A 20267-nucleotide genomic window follows, 5' to 3' on the forward strand; every position below is an offset into this window, starting at 1 on the left:
TTCAGGTCTCCAGGGTGGCCAGCAGATCGGCCATGCGGGCCAGCGCCGAATCGTCATCGGCGGCCGAGGCCGGGCGCGCGGCCTGCACGGCAGCCCCCAGCGCGGCGAGCGAAGCGTGCTCGAACAGCGTGCGCAGCGGCAGCGCCACGCCGAGCCGCTCGCGCAGCCGCGACTGCACGCGCAGGGCGGCCAGCGAATGCCCGCCGAGTTCGAAGAAACGGTCTTCTCTGCCGACGCGCTCGACCCCCAGCACCTCGGCCCAGATCGACGCGAGCACCGTCTCAGCCTCGCCCTGCGGCGGCTCGAAAGCACGTGCCGCCTGTGGGCCGATGGCCGGCAACGCATTGCGGTCGATCTTGCCGTTGGCATTCAGCGGCAACGTGTCGAGCACGGTGATCACGGCCGGCAGCATCGCGTCGGGCAGGCGTGTGGCCAGTTGCATGCGCAGCGCTTGCGGATCGAGCGACTGCCCCGGCTGTGCCGACACATACGCCACCAGCAGCTCACCACCGCGCGCGACGACCACGGCCTCGCGCACGCCGGGCTGCGACAGCAGGCTCGCCTCGATCTCGCCGAGCTCGATGCGCACGCCGCGGATCTTGACCTGGTGGTCGATGCGGCCGAGGTACTCGAGTTCGCCATCGCCACGCCAGCACGCGAGGTCGCCGGTGCGGTACAGCCGCTCGCCGGGCTCGAACGGGTCGGCGACGAAGCGTTCGCTCGTCAGCCCGGACCGGCCGAGGTAGCCGCGCGCCAGGCCGATGCCGCCCAGGTACAGCTCGCCGGCCACGCCCGGTGGAACCGGCTGCAGGCCGGCATCGAGCACCAGCGTGCGCGTGGCCGAGATCGGCCGGCCGATCGCGACGCGCGTGCGTCCGTCGTCCCGACAGCGCCATTGCGTCACGTCGATCGCCGCTTCGGTCGGGCCGTACAGGTTGAACAGGCTCGCCTGCGGCAGGCGCCGCAAGAGCTCGTTCTGCGCCTCGGCGGGCAGCGCCTCGCCGCTGCAGATCACGCGGCGCAAGCTGTCGCAGCGCTCGACCTCGGCATGCGCGAGGAAGGCCTGCAGCATCGACGGCACGAAATGCAGCGTCGTGACGCGGTCGCGCCGGATCAGCGCCGCGAGCCGCGCCGGATCCTTGTGCTCGCCAGGGGCGGCCAGCACGAGGCGCGCCCCGGTCATCAGCGGCCAGAAGAACTCCCACACCGAGACGTCGAAGCCGAACGGCGTCTTCTGCAGCACGATGTCGTCCGGCGTCAGGCCATGCGCCTGTTGCATCCACGCGAGCCGGTTGTGAAGCGCGTGGTGGTGGTTGGCGGCGCCCTTCGGCCGGCCGGTCGAGCCGGAGGTGTAGATCACGTAGGCCAGGTGCCGGCCGTGCAGCGCGACCACGGGGTTGGTGTCCGGTTGGTCGGGGAACGCATCGCCATGGACTTGCAGCACCGCCAGCGACGGCCGGTCGCCGAAGCGCGCCGCCAAGTGCGGCTGCGTCAGCAGCAGCGCGATGCCGCTGTCGTCGAGCAGGTACGCCAGGCGCTCGTCCGGATGCTCCGGATCCAGCGGCACGTAGGCGCCGCCGGCCTTCAGGATCGCGAGCAAGCCGATCACCATCTCGAACGAACGCTCCATCGCGATGCCGACCCGCGTGTCCGGGCCGACGCCGCGCGCGATCAGCGTGTGCGCGAGGCGATTGGCGCGGCGGTTCAGCTCGCCGTAGCCGAGCGTCTGTTCGCCGAAGGCCAGTGCCGCGGCTTGCGGCTGCGCCTCGGCCTGCTGCTCGAACAGGCGGTGCACCGGTGCGTCGTACAGATGCTGCTCGCCGTTGACGCTCCACTGCCGCAGCAGCGCCTGATCCTCGGCACCGAGCAGCGCAACCTCGCCGACGCGGGCCTGCGGCTGCGCGACCAGCGCGCGCAGCAGTGCCACGTAGTGATCGCCGAGCCGCGCGATGCGCGCCGGCTCGAACAGCGCATCGGCATAGCGGAAGGCAGCGCGCAGCCCGCCGTCATCGAGCTCCTGCGTCTCCAATGTCAGCTCGAACGGCGCGGCGCGTTCCGCGAGGTCGATGCGGTCGACCTGCAATCCCGGCCAGCCGACCGGCGAGCGCCCGCCCCGCCCGAGGTGGTTGAACATCACCTGGAACAGCGGCGTGACGCCGGGCACACGCTGCGGCCGCAGCGCCTCGACGAGGTGGTCGAACGGCAGATCGGGGTGCGCCTGCGCGTCGATCGCGGCATCGCGCACCTGCTGCAGCAGCGCCTGCAATGACTGCCGGCCGTCGACGCGCGCCTGCACCATCAGCGTGTTGATGAAGAAGCCGACGATGCGCGCCGTCTCGGGCCGGTGCCGATTCGCGACCGGCACGCCGATGCGCACCAGCGGCTGGCCGGTGTGCCGGAACAGCAGCGCGTGGAAGGCCGCGATCAGCCCCATGAAGAGCGTCGCGCCCTCCTTCGCTACGAGACGCTTCAGCCCGTCGACCAGGTCTGCTGGCAGGTCGACGAGGTGCTGCGCCGCACCGCTGCGGCCAACCGCCTCGCGCGGCCGGTCGGTCGGCAAGGCCAGCACCGCCGCCGGGTCGTCGATCTGGCGACGCCAGTACGCGAGCTGACGCGCTCCCTCGCCATCGGCCAGCCAGCGCCGCTGCCAGGCCGCGAAATCCCCATACCGGATGGCAGGCGCCGGCAGCGCCGCGCTGCGGCCCTCGCACGCGGCGGCATAGCGCTGCGCCAGTTCGTCCAGCATCAGCTCGACCGACCAGGCGTCGGAAATGACGTGATGCATCATCAACAGCAGCTCGTGCTCGCCCGGCGCGCGCCGCAGCAGCACGCCGCGCAGCAGCGGGCCGCGGCGCAAGTCGAACGGCGTGCGCGAGATGCGCAGCGCCTCGTCGCGGCGGCGGGGGTCGCGCCGGTCAGCCGGCAGCGCTGCGAGGTCGATCAGCGGGATGTCGATGGCGGCGGCTTCCTGCACCACCTGCTCCAGCACACCGCCCTCGCCTTCGCGGAACACCGTGCGCAGGCCGTCGTGCTGCTGCACCAGCTCGCCGATCGCGCGCTGCAGTGCAGGAACGTCGAGCGCGCCCGACAGCCGCAGGCCACCGCCCACGTGGTACGCGGTGCTGTCCGGATCGAGCAGCCACAGGAACCACTGGCCCTGCTGCGCGGGTGACATCGGCGCCACCGCGCCTTCGCTGCGCGTGATCGCGGCTTGCGCCACCACGTCCGCCCGCGGCGCCCGTTCGCGCACCGCCTGCGCCAGCGCGGCGACCGTCGGCGTCTTGAAGAACAGCGCCGGGTGCAGCTCGACGCCCTGCGCCTGCCGCACGCGTGACAGCAGACGGATCGCGAGCAGCGAATCGCCGCCGAGTTCGAACAGGTTGTCGTGCACTCCTATCGGTGCAATGCCGAGCAGCTCGGTCCACAGTGCGGCGAGGCCGGTTTCCAGTGCACCTTCGGGCGCGGTGAACGGTGTCGGCAGCACCGGCCGCGGGTGACCGGTGCGCACAGGCGCCGCAGACTTGGCCGACTCGGCAATCACGTCCAGCATGCCGCCATCCAGCGGCCCGAAGCGCTGCGCCAGCGGCGTGATCGACACCACCGTCTGCGGCAGGTCCGGCCCGTTGACGATGCGATCGAACGCGGCGACGCCGCTGCGCTCGTCCAGGCCGATGCCTTCCGGCAGGTCCATGTCGACCGCGATGCCGACATCGCGCCACGCATCCCAGTTGACCGAGAACAGCGGTGGGCCATCCGCGCGACGCGACGCGACCGCCAGCGCATCGAGGTAGGCATTGGCGCCGGCGTAGTCACTGCGGCCGAGCCCGCCGATCAGGCTCGCGACCGACGAGCAGAACACCACGTAGTCGAGCGGCTCGTCGCGCAGCACCTCCAGCAAGGTCTGCGTGCCGTGCAGCTTCGGCTCGAACGCGGCTTCGACCTGCGCGCGGCTGCGCTGCGCGATCATCCCGCGGTCCGGGTGCACGACCGCATGCACGACGCCTTGCACCGGGCCGAAGCGCTGGTGGACCTGGGCGAGCGCGGCGCGCAGTTGCGCCGCGTCGTTGACATTGGCAGCAACCGTCATCAGCTCGGCACCAACCGCTTCGAGCGCGACGAGTTGCTGCAGCTTGCGGCGCAGCGCGAGCGGTTGCTGCGGGTCGTCGGCCAGGCGCGCCCAGTCGCTGCGTGCCGGCAGTGGTGTGCGGCCGAGCAGCACAAGCCGCGCCTGCCAAGTGCTCGCGAGATGCCGCGCCAGCGCGAGACCGACGCCGCCGAGCCCGCCGGTGATCAGGCAGACGCCGCCGCGGCGCAGTCGCTGAATTGTCGACAGCCCGGCCGGCAGCGGCTCGTAGCGCTGCACCCAGCGGTGCGGGCCACGCCACGCGACTGGCGTGTCGGCGCTGTCACTTCGCGCCTCGTCGACCAGCACGCGAGCCAGCCGGTCCTCGGCCTCGCTCTCGGGTGCCGGCAGCAGCACGTCGATGACGCGACAGCGCAGCGATGGGATCTCCTGGCCCATCACGCGTGCGAGGCCGAGCATCGTCGCCTTCTCGGGCGCCAGCGGCTCGGTGCCGGCGACATCTTCGAGGCGGTCGGTGACGACGGTGAGCGAGAGCACGTCGACCGCCCGTGATTCAACGGCCTGTGCGAACGCCAGCAGGCTCAGGTAGCCGAGTTCCAAGCGCGGCTTTGCGGCGGCACCGCGGTGCCCGTCAAGGCTCCACAGGTGCAGCACCTGCGTCAGCGGGGAGTCGGCTTGCAGTGCGTTCAGCAGTTCGTCGAAGTCGGCGCGTTCGGCCGGCCGCACGGTGTACTGCTGCGCCGCATGGCGCGCGAAGCGGCTGCCCGGCTGCGCGAAGCTGACGCGCGCACCGCGCTGGCGAAGCTCGCGCAGCACGCTCGCGCTGATGCTGTCGACATCGCCGAGCACCAGCACGTGGTCGGCCGTGGCGGACGCCGGCAACGGCATCGCACTGCGCTGCCAGCTCGGCGCGTAGAAGATGTTCCCGTCCGCCTTCGGGGCGGTCACCGCAGCACCGGCCTCCACCCAATACCGGCGACGCTGGAACGCATAGGTCGGCAGCGGCACGCGGCGCCGCTGGGCGCCCTCGCGCCACGCCGTCCAGTCAATCGACACGCCCGCGACCCAGGCCGCGGCCACCGTGCCGGCCAGTTGCTGCGCATTGCGCGCGTGCTGCTGCGGATGGGCCTGGCTGGCCCAGATGCCCACGGTCGTCGCAGCGCCCGGATGCTGGCGCGCCAGCCCGCTGAGCGTTGCGCCCGGGCCGACTTCCAGCAACGCCCGCCCCGGCACCTCGAACACCGCGCGCAGGCCGTCGGCAAAGCGCACCGCACCACGCAGGTGGCGGCCCCAGTACGCAGGGTCGACCGCTTCTTCGGCGGTGATCGGCCGGCCGGACGCGTTCGAGATGAACGGCAAGCGCGGCACCTCGCGCGGCACCGCGGCAATCACGCGCTGCAGCTCGGCCACGATCGGTTCGACCATCGCCGAATGCGACGCGATGCCGACGTGCAGCCGGCGCGGCTGGTGCCCCGCCTCGCGCAGGCGCGCCTCGGCCCGCTCGATCGCGTCGACCGGGCCGGCGAGCACGCACAGCTGCTCGGCGTTGACCGCAGCGAGATCGCAGCCGTCGCCGAGGTACGGGCGCAGCGCGTCTTCCGCCAGCGCCACCGCCGTCATCGCGCCGGCCGGCAGCCCTTGCATCAGGCGGCCGCGCGTCGCGACGATGTGCAGCGCGTCCTCCAGCCGGAACACACCGGCGAGGCAGGCCGCGACGTACTCGCCGAGGCTGTGGCCGATCATCAGCGCCGGCGTCACGCCGAGGCTCATCCACCAGCGCGCCATCGCATACTCGATGACGAACAGCGCCGGCTGCGTCAGCTCGATGCGCGCAAGCCGCTGCTCGGCCGCGGCTTCATCGGCCGGTGCCGGGAACAGCACCTCGCGCAAATCGAAGCCGAGTTCTGGCCGCAGCAGCTCGCAGCAACGATCGACCTCGGCGCGGAACACCGCGCTGCGCCGGTACAGCGCCTCGCCCATGTGCACATGCTGCGCACCGCCGCCGGGGAACAGGAACACCAGCTCCGGCGCTGCGTCGACCGCGGTGTTCGCCGCTTCGGGCGCGAGCAGCATCTGCGCGGCCAATGCGTGGCCGTTGGCGACCACCGCGCTGCGCTGCGCGAAGGCCTGCCTGCCGGATTGCAGCGTGTGCGCCACGTCGGCCAAAGCTTGTTGCGGATGCCCCTGCAGGTGCGCCGCGAGCAGCGCACGCGCCTCGCGCAGCGCCGTGCCATCGCGCGCCGACAGCGGCAGCACCTGCCAGTCACTGTCGTCCGGCAACTCGGTCGCAGCCGGCGCCTCTTCCAGCACCACGTGCACGTTGGTGCCACCGATGCCGAAGCCGCTGACCCCCGCGCGCCGCGGCGTGTCGCCCTGCGGCCACGGCGCAGCGACCGTGCTGACGTAGAACGGGCTGTCCGCCAGCGCCAGTTGCGGGTTCGCCCGCTCGAAATGCAGGCTCGGCGGCAGCGTGCGGTGCTTCAGCGCCATCACCGCCTTGATCAGCCCGGCGACGCCGGCCGCTGCATCCAGGTGGCCGATGTTGGTCTTGACCGAGCCGAGCGCGCAGAAGCCGCGCCGCGCGGTGCCGGCGCGGAAGGCCTGCGTCAGCGCCGCGACCTCGATCGGGTCGCCGAGCACGGTGCCGGTGCCATGCGCCTCGATGCAGCCGATGCTGTCGGGCGACACGTCTGCGACCAGATGCGCGGCGCGGATCACGTCGGCCTGGCCGCGCACGCTGGGCGCGGTGAAGCCGACCTTGTCGGCGCCGTCGTTGTTCGCGGCCGTGCCCTTGATCACCGCATGCACGGTGTCGCCGTCGCGCAGCGCGTCGTCGAGGCGCTTCAGCGCGACCACGCCGGCGCCGCTGCCGATCAGCGTGCCGGCGGCCTCCTCGTCGAAGGCGCGGCAACGGCCGTCGGGCGACAGGATCGCGCCGGCCTGGTGGCGGTAGCCGCCGTCCTGCAGCAGGTTCAGCCACACGCCGCCGGCAAGCGCCATGTCGCAGTCGCGGGCCAGCAGCGCCTGGCAAGCGGTGTGCACTGCGGTCAGCGAGGTCGAGCACGCGGTCTGCACCGTGACGGCCGGGCCGCGCAGGTTCAGCTTGTAGGCGACGCGGGTGCAGAGGGAACCGGGCGAATTGCCGCTCATCAGGCTCAGCAGCTCGGCGATCTGGCCGGTGTCGGCGCCGCCCGACGCGGGCAGCAGGTGCCGGATCAGGTAGAGGTTGGGCCCGTCACCGGCGTACACGCCCACGGGGGCGTCGAGCCGCCCGGTCGCGTAGCCGGCCTGCTCCAACGCCTGCCACGCGCATTCGAGGAACAAGCGCTGCTGCGGGTCGAGCTGCTCGGCCTCGCGCGGCGCGTAGCCGAAGAAGCCGGCGTCGAACTCGCCGATGCCGTCGAGGCGCACGCCGGCCTTCACGAAGCTCGGATCGTCGAGCAGACTTTGCGGCACGCCGCACGCGCGCAGCTCGTCGTCGCTGAAGCGGGTGACCGATTCGACGCCGTCGCGGATGTTGCGCCAGAACGCATCGACATCGGCCGCGCCGGGGAAGCGGCCGGCCAGGCCGACGATCGCGATCTCGATGCCGTTCGGTTCAGGGATGCTCATCAGGTGTTCCTCTCGGTGGCGCGTCGCCGCTGCAGCAGCGCGGCCCGTTGTTGTCGTGCGCGGTCGTCGATGGCGGTGGTGGTGGCAGGCGCGGCCGAACCGCGCTCCAGCCGCTGCACCAGCGCCGCGAGCGTCGGGTGCTTGAACAGCTCGACCAGCGGCAGCTCGACGCCCAGCCGCTGCTGCAACTGCTGGTGCACGCGGATCAGCAGCAGCGACTGCCCGCCGAGGTCGAAGAAGTTGTCGTGCAGGCCGACGCGGGCCACGCCCAGCACCTCGCGCCAGATCGCCTCCAGCGTCTCGGCGACGCGGCCCTGCGGCGCGACGTGCGCGCGGTCGCTCTCGAACACCGGCTCCGGCAGCACGCGGCGATCGACCTTGCCGTTCGGCGTCAGCGGCAGCGCGTCCATCGCGACGATCGCGCTCGGCACCATGTGGTCGGGCAGCAGCTCGGCCAAGGCTTGGCGCAGCGCCGCGGCATCGATGCGCCGGCCGGCATGCGGCGCCGCATAGGCCACCAGCCGCAGCCCGGCCGGGCCGGGTTTCGCGATCACCACCGCATCGCGCACGGCCGGCTGCGCCAGCAGGCGCGCCTCGACCTCGCCAAGCTCGATCCGGAAGCCACGCACCTTCACCTGCTGGTCGATGCGGCCGAGGTAGTCGAGCTGGCCCTCCGCATTCCAGCGCACCAGGTCGCCGGTGCGGTAGAGCCGGCCGCCGCGCGAGTCGAACGGGTCGGCGACGAAGCGCTCTGCCGTCAGCGCCGCCCGGTTCAGGTAGCCGCGTGCCAGGCTCACGCCACCCAGGTACAGCTCGCCGGGCATGCCGGGCGGCACCGGGTTCAGGTCGGCGTCGAGCACGCGCGCGCTGGTCTCGGTGATCGGCCGGCCGATCGGCACCTGCGCGGCGCCGTCGGCCCGGCAGGTCCAGTGCGTCACGTGGATCGTCGTCTCGGTCGGGCCGTAGAGGTTGTAGAGCGTCGCGCGCGGCAGGCGCAGCGCGACCTCCTTCTGCGCCTCGGCCGGCAGCGCCTCGCCGCCGACGATCGCGCGGCGCAAGGGTGCTTCGGTCCCCATCGCCCGCACCTGCGGCTGCTGCAGGAAGGCCTGCAGCATCGCCGGCACGAAGTTCAGCGTCGTAACGCGCCGGCGCAGGATCAGCGCCGCGAGCCGCGCCGGGTCGCGGTGCTCGCCGGGTTCGGCCAGCACCAGCGGCGTGCCGGTGCTCAGCGGCCAGAACATCTCCCAGGCCGACACGTCGAAACCGAACGCGGCCTTGTGCAGCACGGTGTCGGTAGCGTCGAGGCTGTACACCTGCTGCATCCAGGCCATGCAACTCGCGAGTGCCTGGTGGCGCACCGCGGCGCCCTTCGGCGTGCCGGTGGAGCCGGAGGTGTAGATCACGTAGGCGAGCTGCTCGGCGTGGATCGGGACCTGCGGGTCGTTGTCGGGCTCGGCAGCGGTGGCTAGCACGTCGAGGTCGAGCACGGGTGTGGCGACCGCAGGCAGCCGCTCGCGCACCGCGCCGTGTGTCAGCACCAGCGCGACGCCGCTGTCGCCCACCATCCACGCGAGGCGCTCGGCTGGCAGCTCGGTGTCCAGCGGCACGTAGGTAGCGCCGGCCTTCAGCACCGCGAGGATGCCGACCATCATCGCGACCGAGCGTTCGAGCGCGATGCCGATGCGCGTCTCGGGCCCGACGCCTTGCACGATCAGGTGGTGCGCGAGGCGGTTGGCGCGGCGGTTCAACTCGGCACGGTCGAGCGTCTCGTCGGCGAAGTGCAGCGCGATGGTTGAAGGGTGCTCCCGCACGCGCTGCTCGAATGAGCGGTGCACCGGCAGCCAGTCGTCGAAGCGCTGCGCGTCGACGCCCCAGTCGTCCAGCCGCGCGCGCTCGTCGGCGCCGAGCAGGTCGACATCGCCGAGCGCCTGCGCCGGCCGCTGTGCCAGCGCATCCAGCAACGCCAGCAGGCGCGCGCCGAAGCGCTCGATGGTCGACGCGTCGAACAGCTCGGCCGCGTAGACGAACGACAACTCGAGCGCTGCGCCGGTCTGCTCGCGCACTTCCAGCGTCAGCTCGAACTGCGCCGCCAGCTCGGGCAGCGGCAGCGATTCGACTGTCAGCCCCGGCAGGCTCCGCAGCAAGCGCGGGTCTTCGCCGACGTGGTTGAACATCACCTGGAACAGCGGGCTCACGCCGAGGCTGCGCTCCGGCTGCAAGGCCTCGACCAACAGATCGAACGGCAGCTCGGCATGCGCCTGCGCGCCGAGCGAGGCATCGCGCGCCTGCGCGACCAACTGCGCCAGCGTCGTGCGGCCGCCGACGCGGTTGCGCAGCACCAGCGTGTTGACGAACAGCCCGATCAGCGCCTGCGCCTCGGGCCGCGCGCGGTTCGCGACCGGCACACCGACGCGCACGTCGCGCTGGCCGGTGCAGCGGTACAGCAGGCCCTGGAACACGCCGAGCAGCAGCATCGACAGGGTGGCCCCCTGCCCCTGTGCGACCGCCTGCAATGCGGCGCGCAGGCGCTCTGGCAGCACGAACGCATGCCGCGCGGCGGTGTAGCCGGCCTGCGGGCGGCGCGGGTAGTCGGTGGCCAGCGCGAGGACGGGTTCCTCCGCGCCGTCGTGCGCGAGCGCGGTGCGCCACCACGCAAGCTGCCGCGCGGCCTCGCCGGCAGCGAGCTCGTCGCGCTGCCACAACGCGTGGTCGGCGTATTGCACACGCGGCAGCGCAAGCGATGGCGACTGGCCGGCCGCGCCTGCCGCATATCCCTCTGCCAGTTCGTCGACGAACAGCTGCATCGATAAGCCGTCCGAGACGATGTGATGCATCACGACGACGAGCTGGTGCTCGTCGTCGCGCACGCGCAGCAGGCCGACGCGCCACGGCGGGCCGCTGCGCAGGTCGAACGGGGTGTCGAGCAACCCCTGCAGGTTAAGCGCGGCCAGCGCGATCGGCTGCGGTGTCAGGATCAGCTGGCGCGGCGTGCCGTCGTCGGCGAGTTCGAACCGGGTGCGCAGCGGCTCGTGGCGCGCGGCCAGCGCATCGAGCGACGCCTGCAGCGCGGCGATGTCGAGCACACCGCGCAGCCGCAGTCCGAAGCGCACGTGGTACGCGGAGCTGCCCGGATCGAGCTGCCACAGGAACCACTGGCGCTGCTGCGCGTGCGACAGCGGCAGCGCTGCGGCACGGCGTGCGGCATCGAGCACCGGAATGGCCGCGAGTGGCGCCCCGGCCTCGCGGACCTGCCGCACGCGCGCCGCCAGGTCGACCAGGCGCGGCTGCTCGAAGACATCGCGCGGCGCGAAGCCGATGGTCCAGCGCTCCGCGATGCGCACCGCCAGTTGCACCGCGCCGAGCGAGTTGCCGCCGCTCGCGAAGAACTGCGCATCGCGCGGCGGCAACGCGGCGTGACCCAGCACGTCTTGCCACAGTGCTGCGACGGCCGCCTCGGTGGCGTCGAGCGGGGCTGTGGGCGGCGCTTCGTGTTCGCCACCGCCGAGCACGAAGCGGCCGTGCGCGAACACCGCGAAGACATCGAGCGTGCCTTGCTCGAAGCCCTGCCGGCAGGCGCGCCGCTGCAGCTTACCGCTGGAGGTCCTCGGCAACGCGCCCGGGTTCAGCAGCAGCGCGACCGCCACCGCCTCGCGGCAAGCGCCGGCGCAGGCTTCGCCCAGCGCACGCACCAGCGCTTCGGGCGACACGCGCTTCTGCGTCGCGCGCGATACCTCGACCGCGATGCCGACGCCCTCTCCGCCACCCGGCAGCTCGACCGCGAACGCGGCGACGCGGCCGGCGCGCACCGCGTCGACCTCGGCCTCGATCGCGCGCTCGATGTCCTGCGGGTAGACGTTCTGGCCGCGCAGGATGATCAGGTCCTTCAGACGGCCGGTGACGTGCAGTTCGCCGTCGCGCACGAAACCGAGGTCGCCGGTGCGCAGCCAGCGCTGGCCGGCGCGTTCGACGAAGCTGGCCTGCGTCTCTTCGAGCCGCTGCCAGTAGCCCTGCGCGATGCTCGGGCCGGCCGCCCAGATTTCTCCGACCTCCCCGTCGGCGTGCACCGCGAGCGTCCGCGGGTCGACGATCTCGACGCGGTGGCCCCCGGGCACTTGGCCGCTGCTGACCAGCGTGATCGCATCGTCGCCGCGGGCATCAGCGGCCAGCCCTGCGGCAAGCGCCGACGCCGAGAACGGCTGCGCGACCATGCCCTGCCCGCGTGTTGCACCGCTGACGAACAGCGTCGCTTCCGCGAGGCCATAGCACGGGAACACCGCGCGCGCATCGAAGCGCGCCGGCGCGAAACGCTCGACAAACGCCTGCAGCGTGTCGTGCCGCACCGGCTCGGCACCGCTGAACGCGACGCGCCAGCTCGACAGGTCGAGCTGCGCGATCGACGCCTCTTTCACCCGCTCGACGCACAGCCGGTACGCAAAATCCGGCGCGCCGCTGATGCTGCCGCGATGCCGCGCGATCGCCTCCAGCCAGCGCACCGGCCGTTCGAGGAAGAACTGCGGCGTCATCAGGACAGCCTTGATGCCGCGGTGCAGCGGCTGCAGCAGCCCGCCGATCAGGCCCATGTCGTGGTACAGCGGCAGCCAGCTGACGAACACGTCGTCGGCGCCGACCTCGAAGCCCTCGCCGATCGCCCGCTCGTTGGCCATCAGGTTGCCGTGGCTGACCATCACGCCTTTCGGCGCCGACGTGGAGCCGGAGGTGTATTGCAGGAACGCGATGTCGCCGTCGTGCGGGGCGTGCGGCTGCCAGGCGGCGGCGAGCGCGGTGTCGTCGCCGGCATCGAGTTCGTCAAGCGCGATCGGTGCGGCATCACCGAAGCCCTCGCCGACCATCGCCAGCGTTGCGCGCGTCGCGAGCAGCGCCGCCGGTTGCGCGTCCTGCGCGATGCCGGCCAGCCGCGCCAGGTGCTGCGGCCGCGCCGATTCGGGCGGGAACGCCGGCACCGCGATCAGCCCGGCGTGCAGGCAGGCGAGGAAGGCCACGACGTAGCGGTCGTCGTTGTCGAGCAGCAGCAGCACGCGCTCGCCCGGGGCGAAGCGGCGCTGCAGCCGCGCAGCCAGCGCGCGAACCTGCTGAGACAGTCCGGCGTAGCGGATCGTCGTGTCGACAGTCGCGCCGTCGACGGCGCCAACGATCACCAACGCGGTGTCCTGCGGACGCTCGGCCGCGAGCCGCTGCAGGTGGTCGACGAAATTGCGGGGATCATTCATCAAGACAAGTCCTGGTCGAGGTTGCCGTGCGGCTCGGCCATCGCGACCACCACCTTGCGCGGGCCCTTGAACGGCGCGCGCGCATGCGCGGCCAGCATGTTGTCGAGCATCAGCACGTCGCCGGCCTGCCAGCGGAACGACACCGTCTGCGCCTGCAGCACCGCGCGCACCTCGTCGAGCATCGCGTCCGGGATCGGCGAGCCGTCGGCGAAGCAGGCGGTGCGCGGCATCTCGTCGGCGCCCAGCAGTTCTTCCAGCGATTCGCGCACCTCCGGCTGCAGGTTCGACACGTGGAACAAGTGCGCCTGGTTGAACCACACCGTCTCGCCGGTGCGCGGGTGCACCGCGGTGGCCTGGCACAGCTGCGTGGTGCGCAAGCCGCCATCGGGCTTCCATTCGAAGCGGATGCCCGAGCGCGTGCACCAGGCCTCGACCTCGGCGCGTTCGCTGGTGTTGAAGACCTGCTGCCACGGCACGTCGAACTCGCCGTAGTTGCGCACGTACAGCACGCCGGGCGCGAAGCGGCGGCGGATGGCCTCGGGCATGTGGCGCCAGATCGCGCGGCTGTCGGCGATCGGCGTCTCGCCGCCCTCGGGCGCCGCGGTCACGCAGTGGAACCAGATCTTCATCGGCCACTCGCGGGTGTAGGCCTGCTCGTTGTGCAGCGGGATGTGCTGGTGCGCCGGGTACTCGGTGGAGGTGTAGATGCCGCCGCCGACCGCGCTGCGCGGCGTCGAGCCGAATTCGTAGGCGAGCAGCGGGTGGCCGAACGCCGCGGCAAAGCTGCGGAACGCGGCAACATCGGGCACCTCGAAGCCGCGCAGCAGCACGCCGCCGATGCGCGTCAGCAGCGCGTCGATGTCGGCACGCAGCGGCTCGACGGCCTCGAGCAGCGTTTCGCCGGCGCGCGACGGCGACAGCAGGGCCGGCAACGCAGGCCGGGCCGGGTTCAGCAGGTCGCTCATGGGGATCCTCGTCAGGACGGCAACGGTTCCAGCCGCAGCGGCTGCATCTCGTGGACGAGCGCGGCCAGCAGCTGCGGCTCGCTCTGGCGGATGAAGAAGTGCCCGCCGTCCAGCCAGGTCAGCGAGAACAGCGTGCGCGCCTCGCGGCGCCAGGCCGCCAGGCGCGCGGCGTCGATGTCGTCGTGCCGGCCGCCGAAGGCGTGGATCGGCAGGTCGAGCGGCCTCGCGGGCGGCAGCTCGGGCACGCTGGTGCAGACGCGGTAGTCGGCGCGCAGCGCGTCGAGCGTGATGCGCAGCATCTCGGGGCTCGCGAACACCTCGTCCGGCGTGCCGCCCTGGCGGCGCAGGTCGGCGATCAGCTGGTGATCGGTGTCCTTGTTCGCGAAGCGCTGCGGGTCACGCTGGCCGGGCGCCGGGCAGCCGCTGACGAACAGCGCCGCGGGCGCAGGCAAGCCGCGCTCGCGCAGGTGCCGGGCGATGCCCCAGGCCAGCAGGCCGCCCATGCTGTGGCCGAACAGCATGACGCTGCCGGCGGATGCGGTCATCGCGGCGGCCTGCTCGTCGCACAGCCGCGAGACGAGCGCCGCGAACGATTCGACGCAGGGCTCGCCGAGGCGGGCGCCGCGGCCCGGCAGCTCGACCGGCACGACCTGCACCCACGACGGCAGCAGGCGCCGCCAGCGCAGGTACATCGTCGCGCTGGCGCCGGCGCACGGCAGGCACAGCAGGCGGATGGAGGGCGCGATCATCAGCGGGAAGTCGTCGTCGCCTGCTCATCCATCCAGCGGCGCAGCGACAGCGGCCGCATGTCGGTCCAGGCCGCGTCGACGAAGGCCAGCACCGTCTTCTTGTCGCCGCTGGCGCCGGGCACCGCGGTCCAGCCCGGTGGCACGGCCTTCCAGTGCGGCCAGATGGAGTATTGGTCCTCATGGTTGACGAGGACGATGAAGGTGTCGTCGTCGCGGTCGAAGCAGCTGGTGGACATGGCAGGGCTCGTGGTTCGCGCAGTGCTGCGCCTTGCCTACCATGACGAGCCGGCGGCTGGTTTGTTCAGCGGCCGCCCTGCCCGAAGCTCACGTGTTCAATGCGGCAACCCGTCGTCCCCATGCGCCGGCGGCACCAGCCCGCTCAGCAGCCACAGCCGCGACGCCTGCGCATGCGCCGTGCGGTGCCGCGGGTCGGCCTCGAGCCAGCGCGCGAGCGCCTCGTGCTCCGCATCGCTGAGCGGCTGCTCGTGCGCCTTCATCACCCAGTCCCAGGCGGCCTGCATGGCGAGCTCCTGCGCGGGGTCTTCACGGTCCTGGTCGGCGCTCATCGGGCGGGCTGCGCGCGCGATTGCGCGCGGGGCTGGCAGTGGAAACCGCCGATTCTAGGAGGCCCTCATTCCGCCTCTAGAACGTGCCGGCAGCGCGCCAGGGCCTGGACCGCATCGCGGATCATCGTGTTGACCGTCGCCGCCGACACGCCGAGCCGCTCGCCGATCGCGCGCTGCGTCAGCCCGCCCATGCGGTACAGCTCGAAGGCCTGGCGCGTGCGCGCCGGCAGCCGGCCGAGCGCCTCGTCGACGATCACCAGGTTCTGCCGGCTGATCGCGTACTGCTCCGGCGTACCTTGCGGCGCCGCGACGTGTTCGCCGCTCTCGGCGTCGGCGAACACGCCAGCCTCGAGCATCATGCGGCGCCGGCAATCGATGGCGAGGTTGCGCACCACCTGGAAGCAGTAGCCGATCGGCTGCTGCACCGGCAGGCCCGGCGCCACGTCGGAGAGCTTCAGAAAGGCCTCCTGCACCACGTCTTCGGCCAGCTCGCGCCGGCCGGTGATCTTGTGGGCCAGGCCCTGCAGCTTGGCCCGGTGGGCCAGGAAAGCGCCGCCCAACCCGGTCGGCTCATGGTTGGTGATCGACACGCTCTACCCCCTGGATCATTTCGTTATTGTTGCGAATGATTCTCATTTTCCAGGGCCACGTCAAGCCTCCGCGAATGACCCTGCGACAGCCTGCGGAGGGCTTGCTCCAGAATGCGAACCTTGTTCCCGTGGCGAAACCTGGCCGACCAACGAGATGCGCGTACTGCTGGTGGAAGACGACCGGATGATCGGCGCGGCCGTGCAGCAGGCGCTGGCCGATGCCGCCTACGCGGTCGACTGGACCACCGACGGCCAGCAGGCGCTGGCAGCCGCGCTCGCGCAGGCCTACGACATCGTGCTGCTCGACCTCGGCCTGCCGCTGCGCGACGGCATCGACGTGCTGCGCCAGCTGCGCGCGCGCAATGCCCATGTGCCGATCCTGATCGTCACCGCACGCGACGAGGTCGAGGACCGCATCGCCGGCCTCGACCTCGGCGCCGACGACTACGTGCTGAAGCCCTTCGACGTGCAGGAGCTGCTCGCCCGCATGCGCGCGGTGGTGCGGCGCCAAGGCGGCTCGGCCTCGCCGCTGCTGACCAACGGCGCGATCACGCTCGACCCGGTGACGCGCGACGTCAGCTTCGAAGGCCAGAGCGCCGCGCTGTCGGGCCGCGAGTTCACGCTGCTGCAGGCGCTGCTGGTGCGGCCGGGTGCGATCCTGTCGCGCCAGGAACTCGAGGAACGCATCTACGGCTGGAACGAGGAGATCGAGAGCAACACCGTCGAGGTGCTGATCCACGGCATCCGCCGCAAGCTCGGACCGACCGTGATCCGCAACGTGCGCGGCGTCGGCTGGCGCGTGGACCGCACGGCATGAGGAACTCGCTGCAGTTCCGCCTGTCGCTGTGGATGGCCGTGCTGCTGCTGGCCACCGCGGTCGCGGCCGGCGCGGTGTCGTTCTTCTGGGCGCTGCATGAGGCCAACGAGCTGCAGGACGACCTGCTGGAGCAGACCGCCGCGCTGGTGCTGGCCGGCCAGCTCGCGATCAACCCGGTGGAGCCGGTGGCGGCGCCCGCGGGCCTGCAGCCGCGCGTCGTCGTCGAGCTGGTCGACTCGGTCGCGGGCGAGCCGCGCGTGAACGGCATCGGCCGGTTGCCGCGCGACCTGCCCGACGGCCTCGACACGCACGTCGCCGAAGGCCGCTCGTGGCGCATGCTGCTGACCCACCTGCCGGACGGCCGCCGCTTCATCGTCGCGCAGCAGACCGACCGGCGCGACGACATCGCACAAGACAGCGCACTCGCCGCGCTGGTGCCGCTGCTGGTGCTGCTGCCGGTGCTGCTGCTGCTGATCCACGTGGTGATCCGCAACACGCTGCGGCCGATCGCGCGGGCGTCGCACCAGCTCGACCAGCCGCTCGATCGCCAGGGCAATGCCGCGATGGTCAACGTGCCGGCCGGCGACATGCCCGACGAGGTGCGGCCCTTCGTCACGTCGATCAACGCGCTGCTGCGCCGCCTCACCGAATCGCTCGAACAGCAGCGCCGCTTCATCGCCGATGCGGCACATGAGCTGCGCTCGCCGATCACCGCGCTGACGGTGCAGGCCGAGAACCTGGAGCATGCCGAGATGTCGCCCGAGGCACGCCGGCGCTTCGCGCCGCTGCGCGAGGGGCTGTCGCGTTCGCGCGCGCTGCTGGAGCAGCTGCTGTCGCTCGCGCGGGCGCAGGCGCGGCCCGGCGTGGGTGGCGCGCGCGATGCGGCAGCGCAGCCGCCGGTCGCGCTGCACGAGGTGGTGCGCGAGGTGGTGTCCGACCTGGTCGCGATGGCCGAGGCCGGCAACGTCGACCTGGGCGTCACGCGGCTCGATGCGGTGCATGTCGCCGGCACGCCGGTCGACCTGCACACGCTGGTGCGCAACGCGGTCGACAACGCGGTGCGCTACACGCCGGCCGGCGGGCGCGTCGACGTGAGCATCGAACGCGCCGACGGCCACGCGCTGCTGCGCGTCGACGACACCGGCCGCGGCATCCCGCCGGACCAGCGCGAGCGGGTGTTCGATGCGTTCTACCGGGTGGTCGGCACGCAGCCGACCGGCAGCGGGCTGGGCTTGTCGATCGCACGCGGCATCGCGCAGCGGCTGGGCGGGCAGATCACGCTGGGCGCGGCGCCCGGCGGTGGGTTGCGGTTCGAGTACCGACAAGACAGCGTGCGTCATTAAGTTTCGGTATGGACGCGCCGGCTGGCGCCGCTACCGTGGCAGGTCCTCTGCAACAACGGGAGCCTCTGCATGGCCTTGTATCGCAACGTCGGCGGCATCGTGACCCTCGCACCCGGCGGCACGCACCACTGGGAATACGTGTTCGACGGCTTCGGCCGCGATGTCGGCGTCGCGGTCGCGGCGCCCAACATCCAGGAGCCGCAGCTCAACGTCGAACTGGTCACCGTCAGCCAGGGCGTCGTCGCCCGCTCGAACGGCGAGACCGACGGCATCCACTACACCGTCAACATCCGCAACGCCGGGGCGGCGGCGATCCACTACAACCTCAGCATTGCGGAATGGAGTTGACCGATATGAACACCGCCACCGTGATCACCGAGGACGGCCGCGTGGTCGGCGTCCAAGTCGACCTGCCCGCCGGCTCGCGCCGCATCGGCCCCGTCGCGATGCTGCGCGCCGGGCCGGCGCAGACGCTGCACCGCGTCGAGCTGGAGCTGCCCGCGTCGCTCGCCACCGCCGACGAGATCGAGCGCTTCCATGCCGGCATCGCGAAGCAGCTGGCGAGCGACGCGCCGGGCAAGTCGAAGTCAAAGCCCGCGAAGGCGCGAAAGTAGCGGCTGTCGCAGAATGCCCCCTCGTTCAGAAAAGGGGCAGCGATGAAGGTGTGCATCTACGGGGCCGGCGCGATCGGCGGGTTCATCGGCGCGCGGCTCGCGGCGAACACGACGGCGCAGGTCAGCGCCGTGGCCCGAGGCGCCACGCTGCAGTCGCTGCGCGAGCACGGCTGGCGGCTGCGGCAAGGCGGCCAGCTCGTCACCGAACCGGTCAACGCCACCGCCGATGCGGCCGAACTCGGCCCGCAGGACCTGGTCGTCATCGCCGTCAAGGGCCCGGCGCTCGCCGCGGTGGCCGGTCAACTCGCGCCGCTGCTCGGTCCGCACACCGTGGTGCTGCCGGCGATGAACGGCGTACCTTGGTGGTTCGGCCGCGGCATCGCGGCGATCGGCGACGCGCCGCTCGAAAGCGTCGACCCGGGCGGGCGCATCGCCGCGAAGATTCCGCATGAACAGGTGCTCGGCTGCGTCGTGCATGCGGCCACCACCAGCCCCGAGCCCGGTCTGGTCGAGCACAAGATGGGCCAGGGGCTGATCATCGGCGAGCCCGGCGGCGGCGAATCGGCACGCGCCCGCGAGGTCGGCGCGCTGCTGGCCCAGGCCGGCTTCGACGTCACGGTGTCGGCCAGCGTGCGCCAGGACATCTGGTACAAGTTGTGGGGCAACATGACGATGAACCCGGTGTCGGCGATCACCGGCGCCACCGTCGACCGCGTGCTCGACGACCCGCTGCTGCTGACCTTCTGCGCCAACGCGATGCGCGAGGCCTCGGCGATCGGCGCGCGCATCGGCTGTGCGATCGCGCAGACCCCCGAAGACCGCCAGCAGGTCACGCGCAAGCTCGGCGCCTTCAAGACCTCGATGCTGCAGGACGTGGAGGCCGGGCGCGGCATCGAGCTCGATGCGCTGGTCGGCGCGGTGCGCGAGATCGCGCAGCGGCTTCAGCTGCCGACACCGAACATCGATGCGCTGCTCGGGATGACAAGGCTGTTCGGGCGCGTACACGGTCTGTACCCCGACTGAACTTCAACCGGACACTGCCATGACCCTGCTTGCTCGCTCCTTCGCCACGGCGCTGCTGACACTCGCCGTCACGGTCGCACATGCCCAGACACCCGCTGCCCCGCAGCGCCTGCGCGGCACCATCGAATCGTTCGACAACACCACGCTGGTCGTGAAGGAACGCAGCGGCGAGGTGCTGCGCCTCGCGCTCGCCGACACCTTCGCCGTCAACGAGGTGGTGCCGACCGAGCTGGCCAGCATCCAGGCCGGCAGCTACATCGGCACCGCGGCGATGCCGCAGGCCGACGGCACGCTGCAGGCGCTGGAGGTGCTGGTGTTCCCCGAGCAGGCGCGCGGCAGCGGTGAAGGCCACTACCCGTGGGACCTGCAGCCGGGCAGCACGATGACCAATGCGACCGTCGCCGACGTGGTCGGCCAAGCCAAAGGCCGCACGCTGACGCTGCGCTACAAGGATGGCGAGAAGAAGGTGCTGGTGCCCGAAGGCGTGCCGGTCGTCACCGTGAAGCCGGGCGACCGTGCGCTGCTGGTGCCGGGCGCGAAGGTGCTGGTCACCGCGCAGCTGCGCGACGGCAAGCCGGTGGCGCTGCGGGTGATCGCGGGGCGCAACGGGTTCGCACCGCCGATGTGACGGCGGCCTGCGGCACCGGGCAGGCCGCTCTCGTGTGAGCGCTGTCCG

The 20267-nt window shown here is 72.0% G+C and carries 13 protein-coding genes; 6 read left to right on the forward strand and 7 right to left on the reverse strand.

Annotated features, from left to right (window positions below; genetic code table 11):
• Position 1 precedes the first annotated feature (1 nt).
• From BUE42_RS34330 to BUE42_RS25365, 7 genes are all read right to left on the reverse strand, one after another.
• Positions 2-7696, reverse strand: coding sequence for a hybrid non-ribosomal peptide synthetase/type I polyketide synthase (locus BUE42_RS34330; protein ID WP_073468072.1), 7695 nt, complete (start codon positions 7694-7696; stop codon positions 2-4).
• Positions 7696-12924: a non-ribosomal peptide synthetase gene (locus BUE42_RS25340; protein WP_073468073.1), complete on the reverse strand. Its 5229-nt coding sequence runs from the start codon at positions 12922-12924 to the stop codon at positions 7696-7698. Before BUE42_RS25340 ends, BUE42_RS34330 begins: the two co-directional genes overlap by 1 nt.
• Positions 12924-13889: a TauD/TfdA family dioxygenase gene (locus BUE42_RS25345; protein WP_073468074.1), complete on the reverse strand. Its 966-nt coding sequence runs from the start codon at positions 13887-13889 to the stop codon at positions 12924-12926. The genes BUE42_RS25340 and BUE42_RS25345 overlap by 1 nt, the downstream gene beginning before the upstream one ends.
• Before the next feature lie 11 nt (positions 13890-13900).
• Positions 13901-14638 (reverse strand): thioesterase II family protein, encoded by a 738-nt coding sequence (locus BUE42_RS25350; RefSeq protein ID WP_073468075.1) that lies wholly within the window; start codon positions 14636-14638, stop codon positions 13901-13903.
• Positions 14638-14874: an MbtH family protein gene (locus tag BUE42_RS25355; protein ID WP_073468076.1), complete on the reverse strand. Its 237-nt coding sequence runs from the start codon at positions 14872-14874 to the stop codon at positions 14638-14640. Before BUE42_RS25355 ends, BUE42_RS25350 begins: the two co-directional genes overlap by 1 nt.
• 96 nt (positions 14875-14970) lie before the next feature.
• On the reverse strand, positions 14971-15204 hold the full coding sequence (locus tag BUE42_RS25360) for a FecR/PupR family sigma factor regulator (RefSeq protein ID WP_073468077.1): 234 nt from the start codon (positions 15202-15204) through the stop codon (positions 14971-14973).
• A 65-nt stretch (positions 15205-15269) separates the two neighbouring features.
• On the reverse strand, positions 15270-15794 hold the full coding sequence (locus BUE42_RS25365) for a sigma-70 family RNA polymerase sigma factor (protein WP_235002600.1): 525 nt from the start codon (positions 15792-15794) through the stop codon (positions 15270-15272).
• A gap of 154 nt (positions 15795-15948) precedes the next feature.
• Here BUE42_RS25365 and BUE42_RS25370 point away from each other — a divergent pair, with 154 nt between their 5' ends.
• The 6 genes from BUE42_RS25370 to BUE42_RS25395 all read left to right on the forward strand — a co-directional run bounded on the left by BUE42_RS25370 (position 15949) and on the right by BUE42_RS25395 (position 20219).
• A complete protein-coding gene (locus BUE42_RS25370) occupies positions 15949-16611 on the forward strand; it encodes a response regulator (protein ID WP_073468078.1) in 663 nt (220 codons plus the stop codon).
• Positions 16608-17954, forward strand: coding sequence for an ATP-binding protein (locus BUE42_RS25375; protein ID WP_073468079.1), 1347 nt, complete (start codon positions 16608-16610; stop codon positions 17952-17954). Before BUE42_RS25370 ends, BUE42_RS25375 begins: the two co-directional genes overlap by 4 nt.
• Positions 17955-18023: 69 nt before the next feature.
• Positions 18024-18302 (forward strand): hypothetical protein, encoded by a 279-nt coding sequence (locus BUE42_RS25380; protein ID WP_056808861.1) that lies wholly within the window; start codon positions 18024-18026, stop codon positions 18300-18302.
• 5 nt (positions 18303-18307) lie between these two features.
• Positions 18308-18568 (forward strand): hypothetical protein, encoded by a 261-nt coding sequence (locus tag BUE42_RS25385; RefSeq protein ID WP_073468080.1) that lies wholly within the window; start codon positions 18308-18310, stop codon positions 18566-18568.
• A gap of 42 nt (positions 18569-18610) precedes the next feature.
• Positions 18611-19591, forward strand: a complete 981-nt coding sequence (locus BUE42_RS25390) for a 2-dehydropantoate 2-reductase (protein ID WP_073468081.1) — start codon at positions 18611-18613, stop codon at positions 19589-19591.
• 19 nt (positions 19592-19610) lie between these two features.
• Positions 19611-20219, forward strand: coding sequence for a hypothetical protein (locus BUE42_RS25395; protein ID WP_073468082.1), 609 nt, complete (start codon positions 19611-19613; stop codon positions 20217-20219).
• Positions 20220-20267 lie beyond the last annotated feature (48 nt).

It is taken from the genome of Rhizobacter sp. OV335 (assembly GCF_900142965.1).
In the GTDB taxonomy this organism is placed as follows: Bacteria; Pseudomonadota; Gammaproteobacteria; order Burkholderiales; family Burkholderiaceae_C; genus Rhizobacter.

What these genes read in the sequence shown, in the direction of transcription:
- BUE42_RS25340 (WP_073468073.1), bottom strand. Translation starts at nt 12,924, where the DNA reads ATGAATGATCCCCGCAATTTCGTCGACCACCTGCAGCGGCTCGCGGCC.
- BUE42_RS25360 (WP_073468077.1), bottom strand. Translation starts at nt 15,204, where the DNA reads ATGAGCGCCGACCAGGACCGTGAAGACCCCGCGCAGGAGCTCGCCATG.
- BUE42_RS25350 (WP_073468075.1), bottom strand. Translation starts at nt 14,638, where the DNA reads ATGATCGCGCCCTCCATCCGCCTGCTGTGCCTGCCGTGCGCCGGCGCC.
- BUE42_RS25355 (WP_073468076.1), bottom strand. Translation starts at nt 14,874, where the DNA reads ATGTCCACCAGCTGCTTCGACCGCGACGACGACACCTTCATCGTCCTC.
- BUE42_RS25380 (WP_056808861.1), top strand. Translation starts at nt 18,024, where the DNA reads ATGGCCTTGTATCGCAACGTCGGCGGCATCGTGACCCTCGCACCCGGC.
- BUE42_RS25375 (WP_073468079.1), top strand. Translation starts at nt 16,608, where the DNA reads ATGAGGAACTCGCTGCAGTTCCGCCTGTCGCTGTGGATGGCCGTGCTG.
- BUE42_RS25345 (WP_073468074.1), bottom strand. Translation starts at nt 13,889, where the DNA reads ATGAGCGACCTGCTGAACCCGGCCCGGCCTGCGTTGCCGGCCCTGCTG.
- BUE42_RS34330 (WP_073468072.1), bottom strand. Translation starts at nt 7,696, where the DNA reads ATGAGCATCCCTGAACCGAACGGCATCGAGATCGCGATCGTCGGCCTG.
- BUE42_RS25395 (WP_073468082.1), top strand. Translation starts at nt 19,611, where the DNA reads ATGACCCTGCTTGCTCGCTCCTTCGCCACGGCGCTGCTGACACTCGCC.
- BUE42_RS25370 (WP_073468078.1), top strand. Translation starts at nt 15,949, where the DNA reads ATGCGCGTACTGCTGGTGGAAGACGACCGGATGATCGGCGCGGCCGTG.
- BUE42_RS25390 (WP_073468081.1), top strand. Translation starts at nt 18,611, where the DNA reads ATGAAGGTGTGCATCTACGGGGCCGGCGCGATCGGCGGGTTCATCGGC.
- BUE42_RS25385 (WP_073468080.1), top strand. Translation starts at nt 18,308, where the DNA reads ATGAACACCGCCACCGTGATCACCGAGGACGGCCGCGTGGTCGGCGTC.